The following is a 22630-nucleotide window of genomic DNA, read 5'->3' as shown; positions in this document are numbered from 1 at the left end:
AGCAGGAGGAAGCAGTGACGATGAAAAAGTTGACCAAGATCATGGTTGCCAGCCTGTTGACCCTCACGGTCGCGACAGGCTGTGGTACAACGGAGAAGACCGCGCAGAACGATGAGCATGCAGGGCATGATCATCCTGCGACGAACAACGGCGGAAGCGGCAGCACCGGACACCCTGCCGGTGCACAAGCAGAAGCGTACAAAACGCTGAAAGTTGGCGAGTCTGTCAAGCTGACGACGATCGGCGACCTGCAGGAGGCGACGGCAAACAAGACGAGCCTCCCCGCTTTCCTGATGAACAAAAACGCCAAAATGAAAGACTCGTATAAAGCGGCTGTCGAAAATGTGGACATCCTGCAATACATCCCCTGCTACTGCGGATGCGGCGAGCACGCAGGGCATATGAGCAACGCGGAGTGCTTCGTTCGCGATGTGCGCCCAGATGGCGTGGTGGTCTGGGACGACCACGGCACCCGTTGCGACACCTGCATGAACATCGCGCTGAAAGCGGCGGAGATGAAAGAAGAGGGCAAAACGGTCAAAGAGATTCGCACCTACATCGATGAAAAATACAAAAAAGGCTATGCGAAACCTACCCCCACGCCGATGCCTTCCTAATGGCGAAAAGAGGCTGTTGACCTGTTCAACAGCCTCTTTTTGCGCGCATATCTGAGCGAAGCGCACAGAACTGTCAGGTTGCTCGCTCATTTTTTGACTTGTCTTTCGATTTCAACTCGTCGTATAGTATGTAGCGAGCGATTTATTTTTTCAGAAAGGGGTATTCACCCATGAACATACAATCGGCCGACCGCCTGCGCGGACTGCCCACCCAATTTTTTTCGACGATGGTCGCAAAGGTTAACGCCTCCATCGCCCAAGGTCACGATGTGATCAACCTCGGTCAAGGCAATCCAGATCTGCCGACGCCTGCGCACATCGTGGAGTCGTTGCGACAGGAAGTGCTCGATCCGATCACCCATCGCTATCCGCCGTTCTCCGGCCTCTTTGAGCTGAAGCAGGCGATCGCCGACTGGTACAAGGCGGAGCATGATGTCGACCTCGATCCGGCGACCGAGGTGGCGATCCTCTTCGGCGGGAAGACAGGGCTCGTCGAGATCTCCCAATGCTTGCTCAATCGAGGAGATGTCTGCTTGGTGCCCGACCCGGGCTATCCAGACTACTGGTCGGGTGTGGCGCTCTCCGGCGCTGAGATGGTGATGATGCCGCTGCTGCGCGACAACTCGTTTCTGCCCGACTACAGCCAGATTCCGGCGGACAAGCTGGCCCAAGCGAAGTTGATGTTCCTCAACTATCCGAACAATCCGACCTCTGCTGTTGCGCCGCGCGCCTTTTACGAGGACACGGTGCGGTTTGCTGAGCAGAACAACATCGTGGTCGCCTCCGATTTCGCCTATGGCGCTATCGGGTTTGATGGAGAGAAGCCGGTGTCCTTCCTGCAAACGCCAGGCGCAAAAGAGGTGGGCGTCGAGTTTTACACCCTCTCCAAAACGTACAACATGGCGGGCTGGCGCGTGGGCTTTGCGCTGGGCAACCAAGAGGTGATCCGCCTGATCAACCTGATCCAAGATCATTACTACGTCTCGTTGCCAGCGTTCATCCAACGCGCGTCGGTCACCGCGCTCAGCTCTTCGCAGGAGTGCGTGCGCGAGCTGGCAGCGACGTACCAGCGCCGCCGCGACGTGTTTGTCGGCGGGTTGCGCGAGGCGGGGTGGGACGTCTTGACCCCGCGTGGCTCCTTCTTCACTTGGGTGCCCGTGCCCAAAGGGTTCAAATCGGTCGATTTTGCCAACACGCTGCTCGAACAGGCGCATGTGATGGTAGCACCTGGGGTCGGGTTTGGCCCGAGCGGCGAAGGATATGTGCGCGTCGGCCTGCTGACAGATGAGGCGCGATTGCAGGAAGCGGTCGATCGGATGTGCAGGATTTCCCTCTGATCAATTTTTCGCAAAAGTCATTGACACCGCCCGTCGTTAGCTGTAATATCGTCTACAGAACTTTTCACACATATATGACAACTCTTATCCAGAGCAGGCGGAGGGACTGGCCCTACGATGCCCGGCAACCGGTTTTCATCAGCGTATGATCACACGGTGCTAATTCCTACAGGAAGAATCCTGAAAGATAAGAGGCTGAAGATCAATTTCTGCGCCTCTTTCTTTACATGGAAAGAGGCTTTTTATATTGGAAAAACACCGATAGAGGAGGATGTGCCTCGTGAACGCACCTGAGTTCGTCCACGTCACCTATCTGGCTCACGGCAAGCCAGGCACAGATTGGCAGAAAAAAGCGCAAGGGATCGCGGTCGGCCTGACGGTCGGCTCGTGGACCGACCTTCCGGAAGCGCGCAAAGAGTCGATGCAAAAGCATCTCGGCCATGTCGTGGCGGCAGAGGAGATCGGGGGAGGGGCGGATGGTCAAAGCGCAGCGCTGCTGACCATCGCCTATCCGACGATCAACTTCACGCCAGATGTCCCGGCGCTGCTCACCTCCGTGTTCGGCAAGCTGTCGATGGACGGTCAGATCAGGCTCCTCGACCTGCAGCTGCCCGAACGGTTTCGCCAGCAGTTTCCCGGTCCGAAATATGGGATCGACGGAATTCGCCAACAGCTTGGCGTGCAGGATCGCCCGCTGTTGATGAGCATCTTCAAGTCGGTGATCGGCTATGACATCGATGCGCTGGCAGAAGCGTTCTACCAACAGGCGCTCGGCGGCGTCGACTTGGTGAAGGATGATGAGATCTTTTTTGACGAGACGTACGCTCCGTTTGAACAGCGGATCGAAGCGTGTCGGAAAGCGGTAGAGCGGGCGAGCGAACAGACCGGAAAGCACACGCTCTACGCGGCCAACCTGACCGGGCCGGTCACCGAGATTTTTGACAAGGCGAAGCGGGCGGTGGACGCAGGCGCCAGCGCGCTCCTGCTCAACGTGCTGACCTACGGGTATGACGTGCTGCATCGATTGGCTGCCGATCGGGCGATCACAGTCCCGATCATGGCGCATCCGGCGCTTGCAGGTGCGATGTACCCTTCCGCACAGTACGGGATTGCAGCTCCGGTGTTGCTCGGCAAGCTGATGCGGGCGGCAGGAGCAGATTTTGTGCTCTACCCTTCCGCCTACGGTTCGGTCGCGCTCGAACGAGCGGAGACGCTGAAGATCGCCTCCGCCTTGCGCGAAGAGCAGAGCGGCGTGCATCGGTCATTTCCCGTTCCGTCAGCTGGCATCCACCCGGGGTTGGTGCCGTTCTTGTACGAAGACCTCGGCAACGACCAGATCATCAACGCCGGCGGCGGCATTCACGGACATCCGCAAGGGGCGGCAGCAGGTGGACGCGCTTTTGGGGCGGCGATCGAAGCGGTGGTAGCCGGGCGAACGCTGACCGAGGCGGCAGAGACATCGGAGGAATTGCGCACCGCGCTTACACTGTGGGGCAACCCGAGCACTCGATAGATTCAGAGCGAAATTGAAAGCGAAGGAGTCAGACTATCATGAGCAAATCGATCGCGATCTTCTGTGATTTTGACGGCACGATCACCGAGCGGGACATGATCATCACGATCATGGAGCAGTTCGGCGCGCCCGGTTGGGAGGCGATAAAGGATCAAATTCTTGGACAAGAGGTTACGATCCAAAGCGGCGTCGGACAACTGTTCGCCGGCATCTCCTCCGACAAGCGGGAGGAGATCGCAAGCTACGCGGCAGAAGTTGCGGCGATTCGCCCAGGGTTTCCTGAATTCCTCACCTTTTGCCAAGAGCGGAACATCGACTTTTGGGTGACGAGCGGCGGCATCGACTTTTTCGTCCTGCCCCTGCTCGCTCCCTATCAGATCGAGAACCCGATCTACTGCAACGGAAGCAGTTTTGCGGGCGAGAACATCGAGATCCTCTGGCCGCACAGCTGTGATGAGCAGTGCGAAAACGGCTGTGGGATGTGCAAGCCGTCCGTGCTGCGCAAGTTTCCAGACGAGCGGACGTTCAAAGTGGTGATCGGCGACTCCATCACCGATCTGCAGGCGGCCAAGCAGGCAGACTTCGTGTTGGCCCGCGCGCTGCTCTTGCAGAAATGTCAGGAGCTCGACCTGCCGCATGCGGAGTTTGCAACTTTTTACGATTGCATCAGCGCCTTGCAAGACTTGATCGACAAACTGAAGGAGGAGGTTCTGTCATGAGCCAAACATTTTTTCAAGAAGATCGTTTCCGCATCGCGGAACAGTTGGTGAACGTGTCGAGAAACTTTGCGGAAAAAGGCTGGTTCCCAGCGACCAGCGGCAACCTGTCTGTCAAGCTGAATCAAGATCCTTTGATGTTTGGCGTGACCGCCAGCGGCCGTGACAAAGAGAGCCTGACCATCCACGACATCCTGTTTGTCGACGGGGACTCCAAGGCGCTCGAACCGACTTCGCTCAAGCCGTCTGCCGAGACGCTGGTACACGCCGAAGTGTACAAGAAGATCGGGGCGGGGGCAGGCGCGGTGTTGCACGTGCACACGATCTACAACAACCTGATCTCCGAGGTGTATGCGGAGCAAGGCTCGGTGACCATCACCGACATGGAGCTGATCAAAGGGCTGAACATCTGGGAAGAGGGCGCGACGATCGAGGTGCCGATCGTTGAGAATTTTGCCGATATTCCGAAACTGGCAGCCGAGATCGGCAAGCGCCTCGACCCGCGCGTGCCGGGCGTCCTGATCCGCAAGCATGGCATCTACGCTTGGGGCGAAGATGTGGCGGCAGCGAAGCGCCACGTCCAAGCTTTCGAGTTTATGTTCCAATACCAGTTCCTGTACCAGCAATTCTTGCGCTCCGGCAATGCAGCACAGCTCGCCGTTGCAAACGCGCTGTAGAGCGAATCAAAGATAACCAGGGAATTGAACCACAGAGGAGGAAATCGCATGCCGTCCATCCGCTTTGTTGAATCGAACGAACGCATCGAAGGTGTTGAACAAGTCTCTGCCTACCTGAACACGCAAGGGATCGTCTACGAACATTGGGACATCTCGAAGCTCCCGACCGAGCTGAAAGAAGACTACCAGGTGACCTCTGAGCTGCAAGCGGCGATCCTCGACACGTTCCGCCCGGAGATCGACGCCCTGTCGGAGAAGCGAGGGTACAAATCGTCCGACATCGTCGTGCTGTCCGACCAGACGCCCAACTTGGAAGACCTGCTGACCAAGTTTAAAGACGAGCATCATCACACGGAGGACGAAGTTCGTTTCATCGTCGATGGCGAGGCGATCTTCACGCTGAAAGGGCCGAACGATGACACGTACTATGACGTGTTCCTGTACCCGGGCGACCTGATCTCCGTGCCGACGAATACGCGTCACTGGTTCACCCTGACGGAGTTGCGCAAGGTGAAGGCGATTCGCATTTTTGAGAGCAAGGATGGCTGGGTTGCGGTGTATGATGAGAGCGAGTTGGGGAAGTAAGGCGTAGGCGAATGATTTGGTAAGCGATAGAGTGTTGCTCACCACGACGAAATGAGTCTGAGAATCGCTAGTGCGGTTTGACGGAACGACGAGTTCGTTGGGGGAAGGTAGCGTGTTGAACCCCTCCGAAGGTAAACATCGGAGGGGTTTTTGTGTCGAGGGGATGAGATTAGTCGTAGCTGTGGCGATCGGCGAAATATGCCACTAAATCCAGATGGCTCGTAAGGGTACAGAACCTACGACCCGATCGAAAAGGGATTCGGAAGTGTTTGCTTCCGAATCCCTTTTGTAAAAAAATATTCTAGTTTGCTAGTTGGCTTAAAAACTTAGATATGGATATAGCCTTCGTAAGCCACTTTCGTTTTCTCTCCTACGATTTCAATGGAAGAGATATCGGCGTAGAGCCAACCTTCATAGTTCCCGTCCGTATACCAAATTTTCTCCGGGGCTTTACCAAAATCATAATAGCGAACGACTCTCACCCATTTTTGGACAGCGAGAGGAGTAATTTGAGCAGCCTGAACGCTTACACCAGCTGACAACTCAGGCGCAGTGGTATTCACGGTACCAGCCGCATTGGCGGGCGACGTAAGGACAAGCGCAGAAGTAATCGCAAACAGACCCATGAGCATTTTCTTTTTCAAATCGAAACACTCCCTTTTCAATTATTGTATTACTAATATGATAATAATATAGTTTAATTGAAATATCAATGTATTATCTTGTATGGTGGTTGGGTAAGTAATGCAAGTATCCTCCTATCCTACTTAAAGGGGGGGTTACATAGGTGCCTGAATCTGCTCCTAGAAACTACGGCAAGGAATACAGCGGAGGGGTGCGAGTCATTTTTTATTGGAAAATATACATATGCCCAATTTTTGGACAGCATGTTGTCGATGTAGCGTAGGATCTCCTCGAGGCTATCGGGAACTTGAGCAGCTCGTTGCTCATCAAACGTGAGACGCTTCAGCGCTTTTTCCAAGACTTCGTTCTCGATCGCCTGTGGTATGACAACGACGCCATCCGCATTGCCTACGATAATATCCCCTGGTCAAACCGAAACACCTCCGCAGGAGATCGGAACGTTGACTTCATCCATCCCTGCCTTGCCGGAAGCAGCTACTGTTGCACCCTTGCAAAAAATGGGGAAATTCAGCACCTTGCATCCTCGAACATCGCGAATGAAGCCATCGAGGACGAGACCTGCGATTCCAAGCGTTTGCGCCATACTGAGGATAAAGTTACCTGTAATCGCTCTGTATGCGTCACCTTTGACATCGACCACGAGGACATTGCCTGGTTGGGTTTCCCGGATCTCTTTTAGGAATGCAAATTGTCTCCAACAGGCAACTTGACAGGGAATGCTCGACCTACTATGGTCATGTTTTTGTCAAAAGGCTTGATGGAGGGATTGCGATTGTTCGGCTCCTGCATGGCATCCGACAAACAGGTCGTCGGGATGTTTGCGAATTTTTTCCACGAGACTCATCATGATTCACTCCTTGGTTCGATTTGACTCAAGTATATGCGTACTGAAATTTTCGAAAAATACAAAATATAATATTCGTTTAACAATTCGATAGATCCCGAAGTGATAATTGATTGTCTCGCGATTGTACACGTCAAGAATTGAGAGTAAAAAGAAGAATCGTTCTGTTCCTTCGACATTGCCGTACTTGATGTCTGTCTCCCAAAGCTGGTTTGAGACCCTCTCGTTAGACCGCAAACTTTCGTGGATGTTTGAACTTGATTTGGCGTTGTAGTCGTAGCAAGTCAAGTTCATTGTAGAGTCGATAGACATTCTTTTTGTTGATCATAAGGTCATTTTCATGCTGTAGGCAATCGTTAGCTTGTGATATCCATAGACTTGACCTTTAACAGGACGACCTGATCTCCGTACTGACCGACTCGCTCAAAGTGAAGGTGATCCGCATCTTTGGAAGTAAGGATAGCTAGGTCGCGGAGTATGATGAAAGTGAGTTGCAGAAGCAAGCGTAGGGGAATGTGTATCCTTTCGAGAGTTACTGCTACAGAGAACCGAACGGGGAATTGTTTCGTTTGATTTGACGAAAATGCTGGTTCGTTGTGATAAACCTAAGCACGGGAGGTTTTTCTTATGTCCAAGAAACGAGTCACTTTTCGCAAAGCTACTGCGCAAGAAGCGGGAGTATATATGTCAACATCGAGCAATGGAAATCCAAGAGTGGAGAAATGACATTTAGATTCAAGTAACATTGAAGACCTACTAAGCATCATAATTGTTACCGCCGGAGTATAATTGACCCAGCATAGCCGAAAAAGAAATGACCCACCAAATAGCGAATATCTCCTCGAAAACGGCCAAGTCATCGAGGGGAGACATCCAAATGCTAAGAGGTGGGACTGTGATCAATTTACACGAAATGAAAGCTATGGGCAAGAGTATTCGAGCCATTGTCAGAGAGACGGGATTTTCACGCAATAAAATCCAGAAGTACCTGAGGAATCGCGAACTGACGCAATCCAAATGTACTCAGAAACGGCCATCAAAACTTGACCCCTTTAAGCCCTTTTTGCAGGAGAGTTTTGCGAACGGAATCTACAATTGCGAAGTATTGTTGCGTCTTCTGCGTGAGAAAGGATACAACGGGGGACGAACGATCCTCAAGGACTATGTTCAAGGCTATCGCCCGCCTAGACAGGCGCAAGCCGTTCAGCGTTACGAAACCAAACCAGGCGAACACGCGCAAGTGGACTGGGGATTTTGTGATTACGTAGATGAGAATGGAGAGAAGCGCAAGGTAGCAGTTTTCGTGATGGTACTAGGCTACTCTCGTGCCACATACATCGAATTCACCAAACGTTGCGACATTCATAGCTTCTTGCGTTGTATGATTCATGCTTTCGAGTTCTTCCACGGCATCCCTCGCGTCATGCTGACTGATCACATGAAGACAGTCATACTCGGAATGGGAGATGATAAGAAGCCGCGCTGGCACCCGCTTTACGAAGATTTTGCTACCAGCATAGGGTTGCTGACCAAAGTCTGTCGCGTACGTCGACCCCAGACGAAAGGAAAGGTAGAACGCGCTGTTCGGTTCGTGAAGGAGAACTTTATTCCAGGGCGACAGTTTGTTGATATTGGCGATCTGAATCGACAGGCACGCATATGGTGTGAAGAGATAAACCGTCGAGTTCATGGTACAACAGGCGAACGTCCCTGCGACAGGCTTTCCACAGAGAAACTTCAGTCGCTTCCTTCAGATGATCGTTTGGTCAAATACCGCCGAGAGGTACGACGAGTGAGTCGAGACGGATTTGTGAGTTATGATGGGGTTCGTTATGGTGTCCCTTGGCAATATAGCGGACGTGAAGTGACCGTTCGAGTCTGCTATGGTTGGATCGAGATATGGGTCAATCATCTTCGAGTCGCAAGACATGAAGCCGTTCACCGATTGAGCCATCCGTAATTGTCCCAAACAGTATGCGGGTCTTTCGACTGCAAATGGCAAAACACATCCGCAACCGGCAGCAAAACAGGTCTCACCTGAGCAGGTCGAGGTACGTTCACTCGATGTGTATGAGCAACTTGTGGAGGTGGGCGCATGATCGAGTTAGAACAAGTCCGTGGTCGACTTGAAGATCTAGGAATCTATCAAGGGGCCGCCGCCTTGGATGCTTGTCTTGAGCGTGCGACGCGAGAGCAACCCACCTATATCGGATTCCTGAATGATTTTCTAGGGCAAGAGATCGCACAACGTAAACAACGTAACTTCGAGGTGCGTACAAAACTCGCACACCTCCCCTATCGTAAGACAATTGATGAGTTCGATTTTTCATTCCAGCCAAGCATTGATGAACGGCTTATGCGAGAACTGGCCAGCATGAGCTTTGCGACTCGCACAGAGAACATACTTTTCCTTGGGCCGCCAGGCGTTGGCAAAAGCCATTTGTCGGTGGCAATGGCTATGGAAGCGATCAAGCATGGCTTATCTGTATATTTCGTTACTCTCTCACACCTCATTGAAGACCTGCGAAAGGCACACGAGGAAAACCGATTGGACAAGCGTCTACGAGTATACACTCGGCCCAAGCTTCTGTTGATTGACGAGGTAGGCTATCTACCGATGGACCGTTTGCCGGCAAATCTGTTCTTTCAGGTGATTAGTGCTCGGTACGAACGGGGGAGCATCATCATGACGAGTAACAAGAACTTCAGGGAATGGGGAGAACTTATCGGGGATTCAATATTGGCTACAGCGATCCTCGACCGGCTGCTCCATCATTCGCACATCGTGAATATACGCGGGAACAGCTATCGCTTGCGAGAGAAGATGAAGTCTGGTGCCTACGGGATGCCAAAGAGTGTAGGCGAATAATCGCCGGGGTGGGTCAATTTTGAAACAGCGATAGTTGGTCAAATTAACCCCGGCGTTGACAATAATCGATGGGTCTTTTTATATTCGACCATAAGTAAGCCATCTATTCCATATGGGGGTCAAACTCTAAGAGTAAGGAATTCCTTGAACTATCTGGCATATTTTCGATTCATCATACCAATATTGATAGGTATATTATCATCATGAAATTTGACAATCCAAAGATACGCATCTAATACTCGATATAATTAGCAACGAGAAAAATACTGAAGCATGTCATTATCTAGAAATAATTCATCAGTGTTATTGACTTTCATTTCCAAATTTGATATAAAAGTAAGTGAAGAAAATAAAAAGGAGTGTGTTTATGAATAAGAAAGGATTTTTATCGTTAGTTATGGCTTTTACACTGGTGACTCTAACAACAGGCTCTGCCTCTGCTACAACTTGGAGATTAAACCCTGGTTATTGGCAAAATCCCAAACTTACAGTATACGACACGAGTAATTATTACAACTCGGTGTACTCTGCTGTAACGGGCTGGAACAATCTCGGGACTGCAAATTACTTTTACTACTACGGTGCATCCAATCCGCCTGCTTATCATCAGGTAAGGGTATCTTCTGCAAGATTTTATGATGCAGCATGGGTAGGTGCCACATATGTTACTCTTCAAAACGGCGAGAAGAAGAACCCCGAAACCGCAACTTACGCTAATTGGGATGCAAGCATTCCATATCAATTCGCGTGGATTGATCTAAATGAACAAACTATTACACATGTCCACAACCTAGGAACAGATAAAAAGATAGCAATTGCTGGTCACGAATTGGGCCATTCCTTAGCCGCAGGTCATGATACAAGTAAAACTTTCATTATGTATCCTGATGCAAAATCAGTTACTTCAACTTACGCAGCTGTCAACGAAAAGGCTCAAATGGTGTCGAAATACGGCTATTAACAGGAGGGTGAATTATGAAAAAATTTCTAGTCGGTACCGCAGTAGTGGCTGTAGCAATCATCGGAGTGACTTTTATCACAAGAGGATCTTTAGAATCAACTACTGGAGTGTCAAAGCAAGTTCTAGATATCCAACCCACAACTGAGACAAAATCTGAACAAAAACACACTACCGCCATTGAACTTATGCGTTATCAGGCATATGACAACTTAGACGAACTGATGGAATCACCATATGTCCTTTTGGTAGATTATAAGGAGCCAAAGCTTACTTATAAAATTTCGGGAACAGTACTCACTGAAAAGGTGTTTAAGGTTAGCCAGGTTCTGAAAGGTGAGGAAGAATTGAAGGGTCAAGAAATTGTAATTACTGAAACGGGCGGCACGTATAACGGCGAAACGTTATCGGTTGCAGGAGATGAACCATTTGGCCCAGGAAAGTATTTGGTATTTTTAAGCAAGAACCCTCCACATGAAGAACGGCCGTATCCTCGATATGTCGTTCAAGGGGTTTTCTCAGGGAAATTTAAAATTGAAAACGGAAAAATTAAAGGCTTTGGAGAAGACCTTGTACGTCAAGAAGTCGAGAAACTTTCTGAAGAGTCTCTCATAAAAGTTGCAAAGGAAAAAGTAAAGAATAAATCGAGGTAACCAAGGCGCCTTTGGAACTGTCGTCAGTTACGACGAGTTGGCAATCTCCTCATGGGGAACTTTACGGATGGCTACAGCATTCGCAGGATATTGAGTGTGTAGATGATTACTGGGGAGTAGGGATGCTAACGAGTCGTAATAAAGCCGAACATCGCCAATACTGTTTGACGAAACGAGCAATACGATTTGTTAGTTGAGGTAAGAAACCTCGATGGTACGCTGCTCAAGACCTACTTTGTAGACACCGAAAAACACCTTGTTAGGTTGCAAGCTGACATCTGACTAAACAGATGTCAGCTTTTTTGAGTTCAGTTGGGTTCGTTCTTCATTGCAGAACCAAATGAAACCTCAAATTCTCTTTAGTGCTCCTGTAAAACATTGTATATCATAGCGATAGAGTGCTTCTGCCTTGGGATGGGAGAAGAAGCTCTCGACACAGGCATTGTCTAGGAAATTGCCTTTTCGCGAAATGCTACGCTGAAGTTGCAACTTTTGAAAACAAGTCGTGGTGTTTGTGTGACGTAAACTGGTGTCCGCGGTCACTATGCAGGATGGTCGTGAATGCGTCCTTACTTTTTTTATCGTCTTTTGAACCGTTAAAAGCACCATTGAGTTATCATTTTGTTCGCTCATCTGACAGGGAACCATCTCTCGGTTGAAGAGGTCCAAAATGACCGATAGGTACATTTTTTAACTATGAGCAGGATTTGAGTCACATCTGTCACCCATTTTTGATTGGGTGCAGATGCCTCGAATGAACGGCTCAAGATGTTCTCAGTAACTCTGATGCTGACTTTTGCCTTGGTATAGGCGTTGTAACGAAATTTCCTTTGAATGATTGACTGAAGCCCCATATGCTGCATCAGGAGATGTACTTGTTTGTGATTGATGATCCAGTTATGTTTACGATAGTACTCCCCTCGCATGAGACGACGTATATCTTTCGAATGGATTCTTTGAGTGGTTGATTAATATCTGGTTTTGTTTTTCGCTTAAAATATTTGTAATACCCACTTCGTGGTATACCAAGAACAGAACAAAGCTCTTGAATCGTATAATGTGTGATCAGTTCTTCCACCGCCTTTTGTTTCAGTCGAGTCCCCTCCTTTTCCAGTATTCAAAGACTATTTTTAGTGTTAGATTCTCCATCTCCAATCAGCGGACATAACGTTCCAATTCATATACTTCTCCTGTTTTCCCCTTTGGTCTACAAGACTGAACTCACCGTCCGCTCTAAATTTCCTCATCCAAATCTTGATACGATTCACATCATAAATCCCTAATTTCACCGCTATTTGTTTCTTCGTCATTCCGCGTAAACGCATTTCGATCACCTGTTTCTTAAGTTCCAATGGATACATACAATACTTATGCCCTGTTACTAACATAGAAAAGCATCCCTAAGAATAGATTTTGGAATCTCAAGAGGGTTTTCCTATGTATACTTTAGAGGGTGTTGTTCAAAAGCACAGGAGGTTTTATTATTCTGACCGCGTAGAAGGGAGGTGCGAGAGCCTTACACATGAAACAACTGTCGATCTGACTTTGAGACGGAGATCAAATCATCAGTTGTAAAAATGTCCAAAATAAGGGGAGAGCAGAAGGTATGCGAATCAAACCTTCCAAGCTCTCCCCTGTGTGCATTAGCCTGCCTCGTTCAGTTTATTCATCGCCCGCACATCGGCGGGTTTCTTGCCAAACAGATAGCCGACCACCACGAAAAGTGCCAACAAGCCACCGAGCACGCTAAACATCAGCCCGGGAGATGAGGTGCTGAGGAAGAAACCGTTGACGTTCGGTGCAAGGATGTTGGCAATGCCGAAGTTGATGCTCGCAATCGCACCGGCCGTTGAGATCAAGCCAGGCGGCAGAACGTCTGCCGCGTAGGCGAGGCCGAGCGTATAGAACGAGCCGACTGTGGCACCTGCCACTGCGAGCAATGCCATGAGCGCAGGGATGTTGTTGCTGGCGAGCGGGAGCAACAAAAAGCAGAGCGCACCGGTGCTTGCACAGACCATCATCACCTTTTTGCGACCTACTTTGTCTGACCAGCGTCCGAGCGGCATCTGGAGCACCAAGCTCCCCACGACGAACGAAGGCAGGATCAGGGACACCCATTCGAGGGGAATGCCGTTGCGCACCGCGTAGACGGGAAAATTGACGTTCAGCGCCGATTCCATGTACCCGTACAGGAAGGGCGGGATCAGCGCCAACCAACCGAGGCGCAGGACATAGAGATAGCGGTTTTGCCCCTTCTCGCTCGCTTCCGCTGGCAGCGGGAATGCATTTTTCAGTCGGAACAGCATAATGAACGCCGCCGCGTAAAAAACGGAGATCGCCAAAAACGGCACCCAATCACCAAAGTCGACCAGCAGCATGCCGAGCGGCCCAATCGAAAAGCCAGCTCCATATGCGAAGCCGTAGATCGACATATCGCGCCCGCGTCGCTCGGGGGGAGCGAGAGCAGTCACCCACATCTGGGAGGCATAATGGAGCGCCATATCGCCGATGCCGAGCAAAAGCCGCAGGATAAACCAGATCGTAAAGCCGCGAAACATCGGCAAGAGCAGGGTGCTCACGGTGACGACGCAAAGCCCGATCAAGATCGTATTGCGGTAGCCAAGACGGCGCAAGGGCCATTCCATAAAAGGTGAGACGATCAAGATTCCGATGTACAGACCTGCCGCATTGAACCCGTTGGCCAAGGAGGAGACACCTTCATGTTCGAGCATGACGCTCAACAGTGGCAGTGTCAGCCCCTGACTCATCCCGGCGATCGCCACGACGAGTAGAAGGGTGAGGAAGGTAAAGTGGTTCATACGAGAGGTTGTCATAAGAGCAATAACCCTTTCTAATGATGCGAATAAAAATTCTAGTTGTGTAATCTGACCAAAAAGAAATAGACCTCCTTTGGACGAAAACGGCTAGGAAAAGGTCTATTTCTAGCAACTGTTGTGCAAAGCTTGCCTAGACATCGTCGATGCGATGATGAGCAGTCTCCATTGCACAAAAGCGATCATTTTATGGGGAACGTACAGTTTGATTCTATCATATGCGGGGAGCTAGGCTCAATGCTATCAAATCTCCGAATTGGGTAGGATCAACTCGTTACGCCTGGGTCAGAAATGACCGCCGTTGTGACAAGTCTTCGATCCACCGGTTGGTGAATGGGCGAGACTGCGTTCTACAAGGTGAGTCGAAACTCGAAAGGGGAAGAAGGGCAATTTGAAGACATCAGTCTCGATTTGCAGCAAGCGATCGACAGGTATCCGAAACTAGAGGTAACTTTGCCGGAGTTTTGCTCCGAATTTCCGATGCCAAATCTGGACAATGTCACGTATATCATCAAGTGGGACGGGATTTTGTAGTGAGGAAGTAAGGGTTTCTCTACCGAAGCGCAGAATAACAAAGTGCAGAATACTACAGTGTAGAAGTGTCTGGTTGGCAGTGGTGATGTTTATAGTTCAGAAAAAATCATTGACAAAAATATAAAACTGTGTTATAATTAAAATTTTATTTGACTTGCATACGTATGCCCGCTAAGATATGGGAGTAACGAGAGAAACAACATCTCGTAAGAGACCATGATGCGGAGGGGTACGATGCGGATCGCAAATGGAGTTGAAATGCTGGAAATCTCAGCAAACATGATGGGCAAACAGAGCGTTATCTGTCCCACGCTGCTCTGGGACGAGCAATCGGCAGTCTTGGTCGATACAGGATATCCTGGTCAACTGCCGCTGATTCGCCAAGCGATGGAGCAGGCGGGCATTTCGTTTGAAACGCTCAGCAAAGTGATCCTCACACACCAAGACCTTGATCATATCGGGAGTTTGCCGAACATTCTGACCGAGTCGGAGCAAAAGATCGAGGTGCTTGCCAACGAAATTGAAAAACCGTTTATTCAAGGCGAGAAAAGACTGCTGAAGATCACCGACGAGGCTATCGCTCAAGTTGATGCGAACTTTCCGCCAGATGTGCCGGAGGAGTGGCGCAATGCATTTAAGCGGTTGCTGGAAAATCCGCCGCACGCACAGGTTGATACGATCGTGGTAGATGGAGCGGAGCTTCCCGATTGTGGAGGCATCACCATCATTGACACTCCCGGACACACGCCGGGTCACATCAGCCTGTATCATCAGCCGAGCAAGACGCTGATCGCAGGCGATGCGATGGTCGTGCGGGACGGTCAACTGTTCGGCCCAGACCCACAGTACACGCTCGATCTGGACGAAGCGATGCGTTCGCTGAAAAAGCTCACCCGCTACGACATAGAGACGGTCATCTGCTATCATGGTGGCGCTTTTGGCGATCAGGTGAATACCCGCATCGCCGAATTGGCAGCTGGACACTAAAGGGAGCGGAGAGATCTATCACTTCTAATCGTCTGAGACGGATCGTCGAGGACATAGATTGCAGACCGACGCTTCGCGATCCTTTGTCGCTTTTGAGGCGTCGGTTTACAATCACTTGAAGAAGATTGGATCGAACGGATCGAATGGATCGAATGGATCGAATGGATCGAATGGATCAGAAGAATCGTCCGATCCAACTGCGCGATGATAGTATCTGTTCGATTACAGCCCCTATCTGGCAACCGCCTGCACCTACAGCTGATAAAAGTCGTAAAGCTCAAAGCTCATATTCAAAAACTCCACATTTTAGAAATTGGCAATCTCTATTTCAGATATTGCGGCTTTTAGTCTAACAGTGCCGTGCAACGCGACGTTTGACAGAGGCATTGCATCGGCAAGGGCAAAGAACAGCAGAGAGTTGGACAGGTATTCAGATAGCGATGGGCAAGGGAGCTCCCCCAACAGGAGAGCTCCCTTGCCCATCTTGCGCGTTTCCGCCCCGACAATGAAAAAAGCACCCGCAGGTGCTTTTTTCATGATCCACTTTTCACGTTGAGCAGTGATCACTTCGCGGCAGTTGCCATCTCCGATGCTTCGCCAAACTGCGCTTGATGCAAGGCGCTGTAGATTCCGCCCGCCGCAACGAGCTCATCATGCGGCCCTTCTTCTGCCACACCCTGTTCGGTCACCACAACGATGCGATCCGCATTTTTGATGGTCGCCAGTCGATGGGCGATGACCAGCGTGGTGCGCCCTTCTGACAGCTCGGTCAGCGACTGCTGGATGGCAGCCTCTGTCGCCGTATCCAAAGCGGAGGTCGCTTCGTCCAAGATCAGGATCGGCGGATTTTTGAGGAACATCCGCGCGATGGCGAGGCGCTGTTTCTGCCCGCCAGAGAGTTTGACACCGCGCTCACCGATCACCGTATCCATTCCCTCCGGCTGTTGCAGGATGAACGCTTCCAACTGTGCACGCTTAGCCGCTTGCCAAATCTCCTCGTCCGATGCGTTCAGCTTGCCGTAGGCGATGTTCTCGCGAATCGTCCCGGAGAAGAGATACACATCCTGTTGCACGATGCCGATCTGACTGCGCAGCGACTGCAAGGTCATCTGGCGGATGTCCATCCCGTCGATCGTGATGTTGCCTTGATCGCAGTCATAGAAGCGAGGCAACAGGCTGCAGATCGTCGTTTTCCCCGCGCCAGAAGGCCCGACGAAGGCGACCGTTTCGCCCGCGTGGACAGCCAGGTTGAAGTTGTTCAGGATCTGTTTCTGCTCCTCATATCCGAACGAGACGGAGTCGAAGCGGATATCGCCTTCTAAGTGATCCACTTTCTTCGCATTTGGCACGTCTGCCACATCGGGCTCCGTATCGAGGATCTCCGTGTACCGCTTGAAGCCGGCGATCCCTTTTGGATAGGTTTCGATGACCGCGTTGATCTTCTCGATCGGACGGAAGAACACGTTTGCCAAGAGCAGGAAGCCGACAAACCCACCATAGGTCAGCTCGCCGTTGATGACGAACCAAGTTCCGCAAACCATCACAAACAGCGAGATGAAGCGCATCATCATGTAGGTGATCGAGATGCTTTTCGCCATGATCTTATAGGCCAGAAGCTTGGTCTGGCGGTACTGGCTGTTGTTGACTTTGAACAGTTCTTTCTCGTGATCCTCATTGGCAAACGCTTGAACGACGCGGATGCCGCCGATGTTGTTTTCAACCCGCGCGTTAAAGTCGGCCACATCTCCGAACAAGCGGCGATACGTCTTGGTCATCCGGTTGCTGAAATGGATGGTCAGCCAAGCCATAAACGGGATGATGAGGAAGGTCAACACCGCCAGCTCCCAGTTGATCATCAGCATGAGGATAAAGGCGCCGATCAGCGTCATCACCGCAATAAAGACGTCCTCTGGCCCGTGATGCGCGATCTCCCCGATCTCGTTCAAGTCGTTGGTGATGCGCGTCATCAGGTGACCGGTCTTGTTGTTGTCAAAAAAGCGGAAGGACAGTTTTTGGTAATGATCGAACAGCTTTCTGCGCATATCGGTCTCGATGTTGACGCCCAGCATATGCCCCCAGTAGGTGACGATATACTGCAAACCTGTGTTGAGAACATAGATGGCAAGCAGGGCCAGACAGGCCCACAAGATCAGCCACCAGTCTTTGCTTGGCAACAGCTTGTCAACAAATTGATTGACAGCTAAAGGAAAACCGAGCTCTAAAAGACCGGCGATCACCGCACAGGAAAAGTCGAGCAGGAACAGTCCGCGATAAGGTTGGTAATACGAAAAGAAGCGTCGTAGCAATCGAATCACTCATTTCATAGGGTAATAGTTCGAAATCAAAGAAGAATGAGAATCATTTTCATAATAATATCACATATTCTAGTCAAACGCATTCCGACAAGTCAAGTAATTTATTATGAAACGATTCAGAGTTTGAACAGATCGTTGTTGAGTGATTCGCATCCTTGCCCTCGATCAGCCGTTTTCCTGAATGACGCCCCACATGTTTCCGTTCGGATCAAAAAATTTCAAAACCCAGCCAAAGCCATCGTCCTGATAATGGGTGATCTGGGTGCCGAGCGCTTTCAGATGATCGTGCAGGGCATGGACATCGTCTGTCGCGTACAACAGCACGGGCATCGTATTGCCATCGACGGTGAAATTGGCGGTCGTTTGGTCGGCCGTCTGCCACAGCATGAGCAGCGGGCCGGTGGAGAGGCTGAGAAAGGCGCATTTCCCGTAATGCTCTTTCAGTCCGAAGCCCAAGTGCGTTTTGTACCATTCGATCGATTCATCCAATTGCCTGACGGGGATTTGCATGTGAAACAAAGAGTGGATCCGCGCCTGCACCTTTTTTTCGAACGCATCTTCCAACCGGTTCGAATGCACATACTCTTGAACCAATGTGAACAGCTCCTTTTTCAGTTTTTGTTTGGCTCTGCGCAGACGGCTCTCGACGGTGGTTAGCGGGACGCTGAGCAGCGTTGCGATCTCGCGGGCATGATAGCCGCCAAAATAGTACATCACAACGGCGGTGCGATGTTTTGCATCCAGCGTGTGGAGCGCTTTTTGGATCGCAGCCCGGCTGTCCGCTCGCTCTATTTGGTCATCCAGCGAAATCGGATCGGCGATCGTCTCCAGATCGGTGAGCGCGTGCAGAGCGGGCTGATCTTTTCGCAGCCGATCGATACAGAGACGTCTGGCGATCGCCATCACCCAAAAACAAAACTTTTCCGGCTCGCGCAATCGATCCAGTTTGAACCACGCTTTGACAAACGCCTCTTGCGCGATGTCCTCCGCAAGGTGTAAATCGTTCAACAGACCGATTGCGACGCTGTAGACGGCGTTTGAATACTTTTTGACCAATCGACCAAACGCTTCTTGATCTCCCTGCACAGACTGATGTACCAATTGTTGATCGGCAGGATCATTCATCTGCTCACCTCCTATTGAATAAGACGGGATGACAAGCGAAAAACGGTCAAACTCGTCAAAAAATGAAAGAGCGATCGGCAAGGCCAACACCGGGGCAGGTGCGGGGCGTGTCGATCGCTCTCGACGACCGTGCTTAGGAGAAGCGACGCATCGCTTCGTTCGTCTGCGCGACGAGCTTGCGCATCAGATCGGACGCGCCGATCGACTGGCTCAAAGCGGCCGCCTGTCCAGCCCAAAGCGACATGTAGGCTGGATTGTTTTGCTGTGCGGCCGCTTGGCGAATGTCGCGGGTCAGTGCATTTTGGATCGGATATTCGGGGATGTCCGCATCGTGTGCTGCCAGCTCAGACAGAAACGTGTTGCGAATGCCGCGCGCATATTTGCCCGAAAAGGCGCGGGTCAGCGCGGTGGACTCATCTGTGCTGTTGCGAACCGCTTCTTTGAATTGCGCATGTGCGCCGCTTTCCGAACAGGTCAAAAAGGCGGTGCCGAGCTGCACCGCATCCGCACCGAGCGACAGGGCGGCCGCAATGCCGCGACCGTCCATGATGCCGCCCGCTGCGATCACCGGCACGCTCACCCGGTCGACGATCTGCGGAATCAGCGCCATCGTGCCGATCAGCGCTTGCTCCGCCGAGCTGAGAAACGTTCCGCGATGTCCGCCTCCTTCACTGCCTTGACCGACGATCAGATCAACGCCGTGCTCTTCGAGGACGATCGCCTCCCGCACCGTGGTGGCGGTGCCGCATGTCACGATGCCGCGCTGCTTGAGCGCATCCATCTCTTCGCGGGACGGTATCCCGAACGTGAAGGAGAAGACGGGGACGTTTTCCTCGATGACCACCCGAAGTTGATCTTGGTACGCTTCCGCATATTTACTTGGGAGCTGCGGCTCTGGGATGCCCAGCTCCTGGCGGTGTTTGCTCATGATGTTTTGGATGGTCGCCACCTGCTCCGTATCAGGGGTGGGGATCTGATTGACAAACAGGTTGACCGCAAACGGGCGATCGGTCAGCTGGCGAATCGCTCTGATCGCACCGCGCATCTGCTCAGGAGTCATATAGCCAGCACCCAAAGTGCCAAGACCGCCCGCATTGGAAACGGCTGCGATCAATTCGGGCGTCGTCGATCCGCCCGCCATTCCCGCTTGGAGTATCGGAACTTCAAGGTGTAACGCTTGGGTCACGCTGGTCTGTGTCCACATGTTGCTCACTCCTGTCTCACCCGCTCAAGAATTTTTCTTTTCAGATCGATCAGTCTTGAGGTCAGCGCTCGATCGCTGACTTTTTTCCTTTGCTCTCATTTTAGCGGAAGTAGGTCCAAATCTCAAAATTTGTACGATGTTTTAGGGGGAGCAACGAGCCGGAAACGCTGGAGAAAAGCAATTTTGGTGCGAATGATCAGAAAGTTGTTCCCAATCCTCAAAGGATGTCAAAAGAAGTAATATTTGTATTGCATAGTAATCTAGTTTACAAATTTTTATTCTGGGATTAATTTTGGCGAAAGGATTCAAGCAAGAATCGCGCGAATAGTACAAGTGTTAGGATCAGTTTCTCATCGAATGGAGGATTTGGATGACCAAGGTACAATCTATCATCTACGGAATTACCAATCAGAACGAATTCGAGCAAGCGAGATGGGAAATGAGACAGAAGCACAAGATTTCGATCATCTATCTCGCGCTGTTCTATGGCGCTTCGTTCCTGTATTGGCAGGTGACCTCACTGATTTTCACCGGGAAATTCGAAGAAAGTTTTCTGTACTTCTACTTGCCCGGCTTGGTGATGTTCCTCTTGCTCTGGTTTTTGCATCAGCGGGAGATCGGCGTCTTCTATACCCCTTATCTCGTGCTGTTGACTTTGTTCGGGGTAGAAGGGTCCGACTTTGTCAACAACTTGATGGCAGGTTTTCCAGAATGGTCTTACACAGCAGACATCTTTTTCTTCGTTACGGTGCTCATGCTGTACAATCATCGGTTGATCCTGTCGATCAGCTTGTTCTTATCGTTCGTTATATTTAATGCGTTGATCTATATTCAGCATTCTGCGATCGCAGCCTATGAACAATATGTGAGCGATTCGTTTGCCTTCTATCAGACGTGGGGCTATACGGCGATGATCTTCGCCTTCGCCCTGTCGGCGGTCTACATGCAGGTGGTCGTCAGCAAGCAGTTGAAAGCGAAAGTGCAAGAGCAGAGCGACAAAACGCGCGAGGCGCAAGAAAAGATGTCTGATGTGCTCCAGCGCATCAGACAGACCACATCGACGCTGAAGACTTTCAATTCCACGCTGTCCGAAAACGTGGACGTGACTGGCCGCATCAGTGAAGAGGTGTCACAGGCGTTCTCCGAGGTGGCAAAAGGTGTGGTCGAGCAGGCGGAAAGCTCTGTGCAGATCAGCGATTCGATCCAGGCGGTCGGCCAATCGATCGACTATGTGGGCAGCAACTACGAGACATTGCTCGCCACGAGCTCCGGGCGCAAGGCGAAGCTTGCTTACGGAAGCGAACAGATCCAACAGCTGTCCCAAGCGATGGATCGGGTGTTCGAAATCATCGAAGGCACGGTGCGCTCGATGCAGGAGATGGAACAGCAGAACGAGCGGATCGGCGATATTCTGGTCACGATCAGCAACATCGCCAACCAGACCAACCTGCTCGCGCTGAACGCGGCGATCGAAGCTGCTCGCGCGGGTGAGCATGGCCGCGGCTTTGCTGTCGTCTCGAATGAAGTGCGAGAGCTGGCCGAGAGTTCGCAAAAGTCGGCCAAGGAGATCGCTTCGATCTTGGGGCGCATTCAGGAGACGAGCCGCATCATCTCCGATCAGGTGTTAAAGGGGCAAGAAGCGATTCGTTCGAGCATGAGCGCGACGGCCGAAACGCAAACGTTTATCGGCGAGGTCATCCGCGATGACGAAGAGATGCAGCGCAATTCCGACATGATGGGTGAGCGAATTCATCAGCTGCAAGCGACCTCCTCTGTGATCGTGCAGGAGACCGCTTCGATCTCGGCGATCACCGAAGAATCTTCGGCGGCGATGGAGCAAGTCTCCGCCTCTGTCGATGAGCAGATGAACCGCATCAAAATGATCGTCGACTCGTTCCGCGATCTGGAAAAATTGATCCATGAATTGAACGAACTCGCCCAGATCTCTGTCGAATGATCTCCTGAATGCTGATCGCGCTGCCGAGCTGATGAATTGGATAGCCACAGCAGACGCAGGGTGGTCAACAGCAGGATCAGATCGAAGGGAAAGACCGTTGCGCCATTTGGCGAGCAGCGGTCTTTCCGTTTTTGCGGAGCGGATGATCGTCCTTTCACATAACCGACCGGCAGAGGGGAAGCAGATTGCAGGATTCCTCTTATTTCCATCGTACATATATCTACAGCGAGCACTACGTCCTTTTGAGCGGGCGGGCGCGT

At 51.1% G+C, this 22630-nt stretch carries 18 protein-coding genes, 2 pseudogenes and 1 riboswitch; of the genes and pseudogenes, 12 read left to right on the top strand and 8 right to left on the bottom strand.

The genetic code is table 11. The features are described from left to right. Positions 1–20 precede the first annotated feature (20 nt). From ACFSOY_RS16970 to ACFSOY_RS16945, 6 genes are all read left to right on the top strand, one after another. On the top strand, positions 21–617 hold the full coding sequence (locus ACFSOY_RS16970) for a PCYCGC motif-containing (lipo)protein (protein ID WP_386048647.1): 597 nt from the start codon (positions 21–23) through the stop codon (positions 615–617). Positions 618–787: 170 nt separating this feature from the next. Then, positions 788–1954, top strand: coding sequence for a pyridoxal phosphate-dependent aminotransferase (locus tag ACFSOY_RS16965; RefSeq protein ID WP_386048645.1), 1167 nt, complete (start codon positions 788–790; stop codon positions 1952–1954). An 81-nt stretch (positions 1955–2035) separates the two neighbouring features. Next, positions 2036–2148, top strand: a riboswitch (SAM riboswitch). Between the two features lie 86 nt (positions 2149–2234). Then, on the top strand, positions 2235–3467 hold the full coding sequence (locus tag ACFSOY_RS16960; RefSeq protein ID WP_386048643.1) for a 2,3-diketo-5-methylthiopentyl-1-phosphate enolase: 1233 nt from the start codon (positions 2235–2237) through the stop codon (positions 3465–3467). A 38-nt stretch (positions 3468–3505) separates the two neighbouring features. Further along, entirely contained in the window at positions 3506–4186 is a 681-nt protein-coding gene (locus tag ACFSOY_RS16955; protein WP_386048641.1) for a 2-hydroxy-3-keto-5-methylthiopentenyl-1-phosphate phosphatase, read from the top strand. Further along, positions 4183–4860, top strand: a complete 678-nt coding sequence (gene mtnB / locus ACFSOY_RS16950; RefSeq protein ID WP_386048639.1) for a methylthioribulose 1-phosphate dehydratase — start codon at positions 4183–4185, stop codon at positions 4858–4860. The genes ACFSOY_RS16955 and mtnB overlap by 4 nt, the downstream gene beginning before the upstream one ends. 48 nt (positions 4861–4908) lie before the next feature. Beyond that, positions 4909–5445, top strand: coding sequence for a 1,2-dihydroxy-3-keto-5-methylthiopentene dioxygenase (locus ACFSOY_RS16945; protein ID WP_386048637.1), 537 nt, complete (start codon positions 4909–4911; stop codon positions 5443–5445). A 326-nt stretch (positions 5446–5771) separates the two neighbouring features. Here the strand turns inward: ACFSOY_RS16945 and ACFSOY_RS16940 are convergent, their stop codons facing one another. Both ACFSOY_RS16940 and ACFSOY_RS16935 read right to left on the bottom strand, forming a co-directional pair. Next, complete coding sequence (locus ACFSOY_RS16940) at positions 5772–6089, bottom strand: hypothetical protein (protein ID WP_386048635.1); 318 nt, start codon at positions 6087–6089, stop codon at positions 5772–5774. A gap of 230 nt (positions 6090–6319) precedes the next feature. After that, positions 6320–6879 (bottom strand): annotated as a pseudogene (locus tag ACFSOY_RS16935) (RraA family protein); the annotation flags it as partial. Positions 6880–7811: 932 nt separating this feature from the next. Between ACFSOY_RS16935 and istA the strand changes: the two are divergent. The 4 genes and pseudogenes from istA (at position 7812) to ACFSOY_RS16915 (ending at position 11414) form a co-directional block, all read left to right on the top strand. Further along, a pseudogene (istA, locus tag ACFSOY_RS16930) lies at positions 7812–9033 on the top strand (IS21 family transposase). Beyond that, positions 9030–9803: an IS21-like element helper ATPase IstB gene (gene istB / locus ACFSOY_RS16925; protein ID WP_386048633.1), complete on the top strand. Its 774-nt coding sequence runs from the start codon at positions 9030–9032 to the stop codon at positions 9801–9803. The pseudogene istA and the gene istB overlap by 4 nt, the downstream one beginning before the upstream one ends. A 367-nt stretch (positions 9804–10170) precedes the next feature. Then, complete coding sequence (locus ACFSOY_RS16920; RefSeq protein ID WP_386048631.1) at positions 10171–10764, top strand: hypothetical protein; 594 nt, start codon at positions 10171–10173, stop codon at positions 10762–10764. Between the two features lie 14 nt (positions 10765–10778). Then, complete coding sequence (locus ACFSOY_RS16915) at positions 10779–11414, top strand: hypothetical protein (RefSeq protein ID WP_386048630.1); 636 nt, start codon at positions 10779–10781, stop codon at positions 11412–11414. 1136 nt (positions 11415–12550) lie between these two features. On the opposite strand, the gene ACFSOY_RS16910 is transcribed toward ACFSOY_RS16915, so the two are convergent. Together ACFSOY_RS16910 and ACFSOY_RS16905 are read right to left on the bottom strand one after the other, a co-directional pair. Next, positions 12551–12775, bottom strand: coding sequence for a helix-turn-helix domain-containing protein (locus tag ACFSOY_RS16910; protein ID WP_386049509.1), 225 nt, complete (start codon positions 12773–12775; stop codon positions 12551–12553). A gap of 282 nt (positions 12776–13057) precedes the next feature. Then, entirely contained in the window at positions 13058–14248 is a 1191-nt protein-coding gene (locus ACFSOY_RS16905; RefSeq protein WP_386048628.1) for an MFS transporter, read from the bottom strand. 768 nt (positions 14249–15016) lie between these two features. Between ACFSOY_RS16905 and ACFSOY_RS16900 the strand changes: the two genes are divergently transcribed. Continuing rightward, positions 15017–15769 carry an MBL fold metallo-hydrolase gene (locus ACFSOY_RS16900; RefSeq protein WP_386048626.1) on the top strand — a complete coding sequence of 251 codons (753 nt, stop codon included), beginning with the start codon at positions 15017–15019 and terminating at the stop codon, positions 15767–15769. A gap of 306 nt (positions 15770–16075) precedes the next feature. Here the strand turns inward: ACFSOY_RS16900 and ACFSOY_RS16895 are convergent, their stop codons facing one another. The 4 genes from ACFSOY_RS16895 to ACFSOY_RS16880 form a co-directional block, all read right to left on the bottom strand. Further along, on the bottom strand, positions 16076–16306 hold the full coding sequence (locus ACFSOY_RS16895; RefSeq protein WP_386048625.1) for a hypothetical protein: 231 nt from the start codon (positions 16304–16306) through the stop codon (positions 16076–16078). A 26-nt stretch (positions 16307–16332) separates the two neighbouring features. Then, positions 16333–18075 carry an ABC transporter ATP-binding protein gene (locus ACFSOY_RS16890; protein WP_386048623.1) on the bottom strand — a complete coding sequence of 581 codons (1743 nt, stop codon included), beginning with the start codon at positions 18073–18075 and terminating at the stop codon, positions 16333–16335. Positions 18076–18249: 174 nt separating this feature from the next. Continuing rightward, on the bottom strand, positions 18250–19209 hold the full coding sequence (locus tag ACFSOY_RS16885) for a sigma-70 family RNA polymerase sigma factor (protein WP_386048621.1): 960 nt from the start codon (positions 19207–19209) through the stop codon (positions 18250–18252). 133 nt (positions 19210–19342) lie between these two features. Next, entirely contained in the window at positions 19343–20413 is a 1071-nt protein-coding gene (locus ACFSOY_RS16880; RefSeq protein ID WP_386048619.1) for an NAD(P)H-dependent flavin oxidoreductase, read from the bottom strand. A 370-nt stretch (positions 20414–20783) separates the two neighbouring features. Between ACFSOY_RS16880 and ACFSOY_RS16875 the strand changes: the two genes are divergently transcribed. After that, positions 20784–22370: a methyl-accepting chemotaxis protein gene (locus ACFSOY_RS16875; protein WP_386048617.1), complete on the top strand. Its 1587-nt coding sequence runs from the start codon at positions 20784–20786 to the stop codon at positions 22368–22370. Positions 22371–22630 lie beyond the last annotated feature (260 nt).

The organism is Tumebacillus lipolyticus, assembly GCF_042682745.1.
Taxonomy (GTDB): Bacteria; Bacillota; Bacilli; order Tumebacillales; family Tumebacillaceae; genus Tumebacillus_A; species Tumebacillus_A lipolyticus.
Note: the sequence above shows the minus strand (reverse complement) of the source record. Positions and strands in the feature narration are given on the sequence as shown.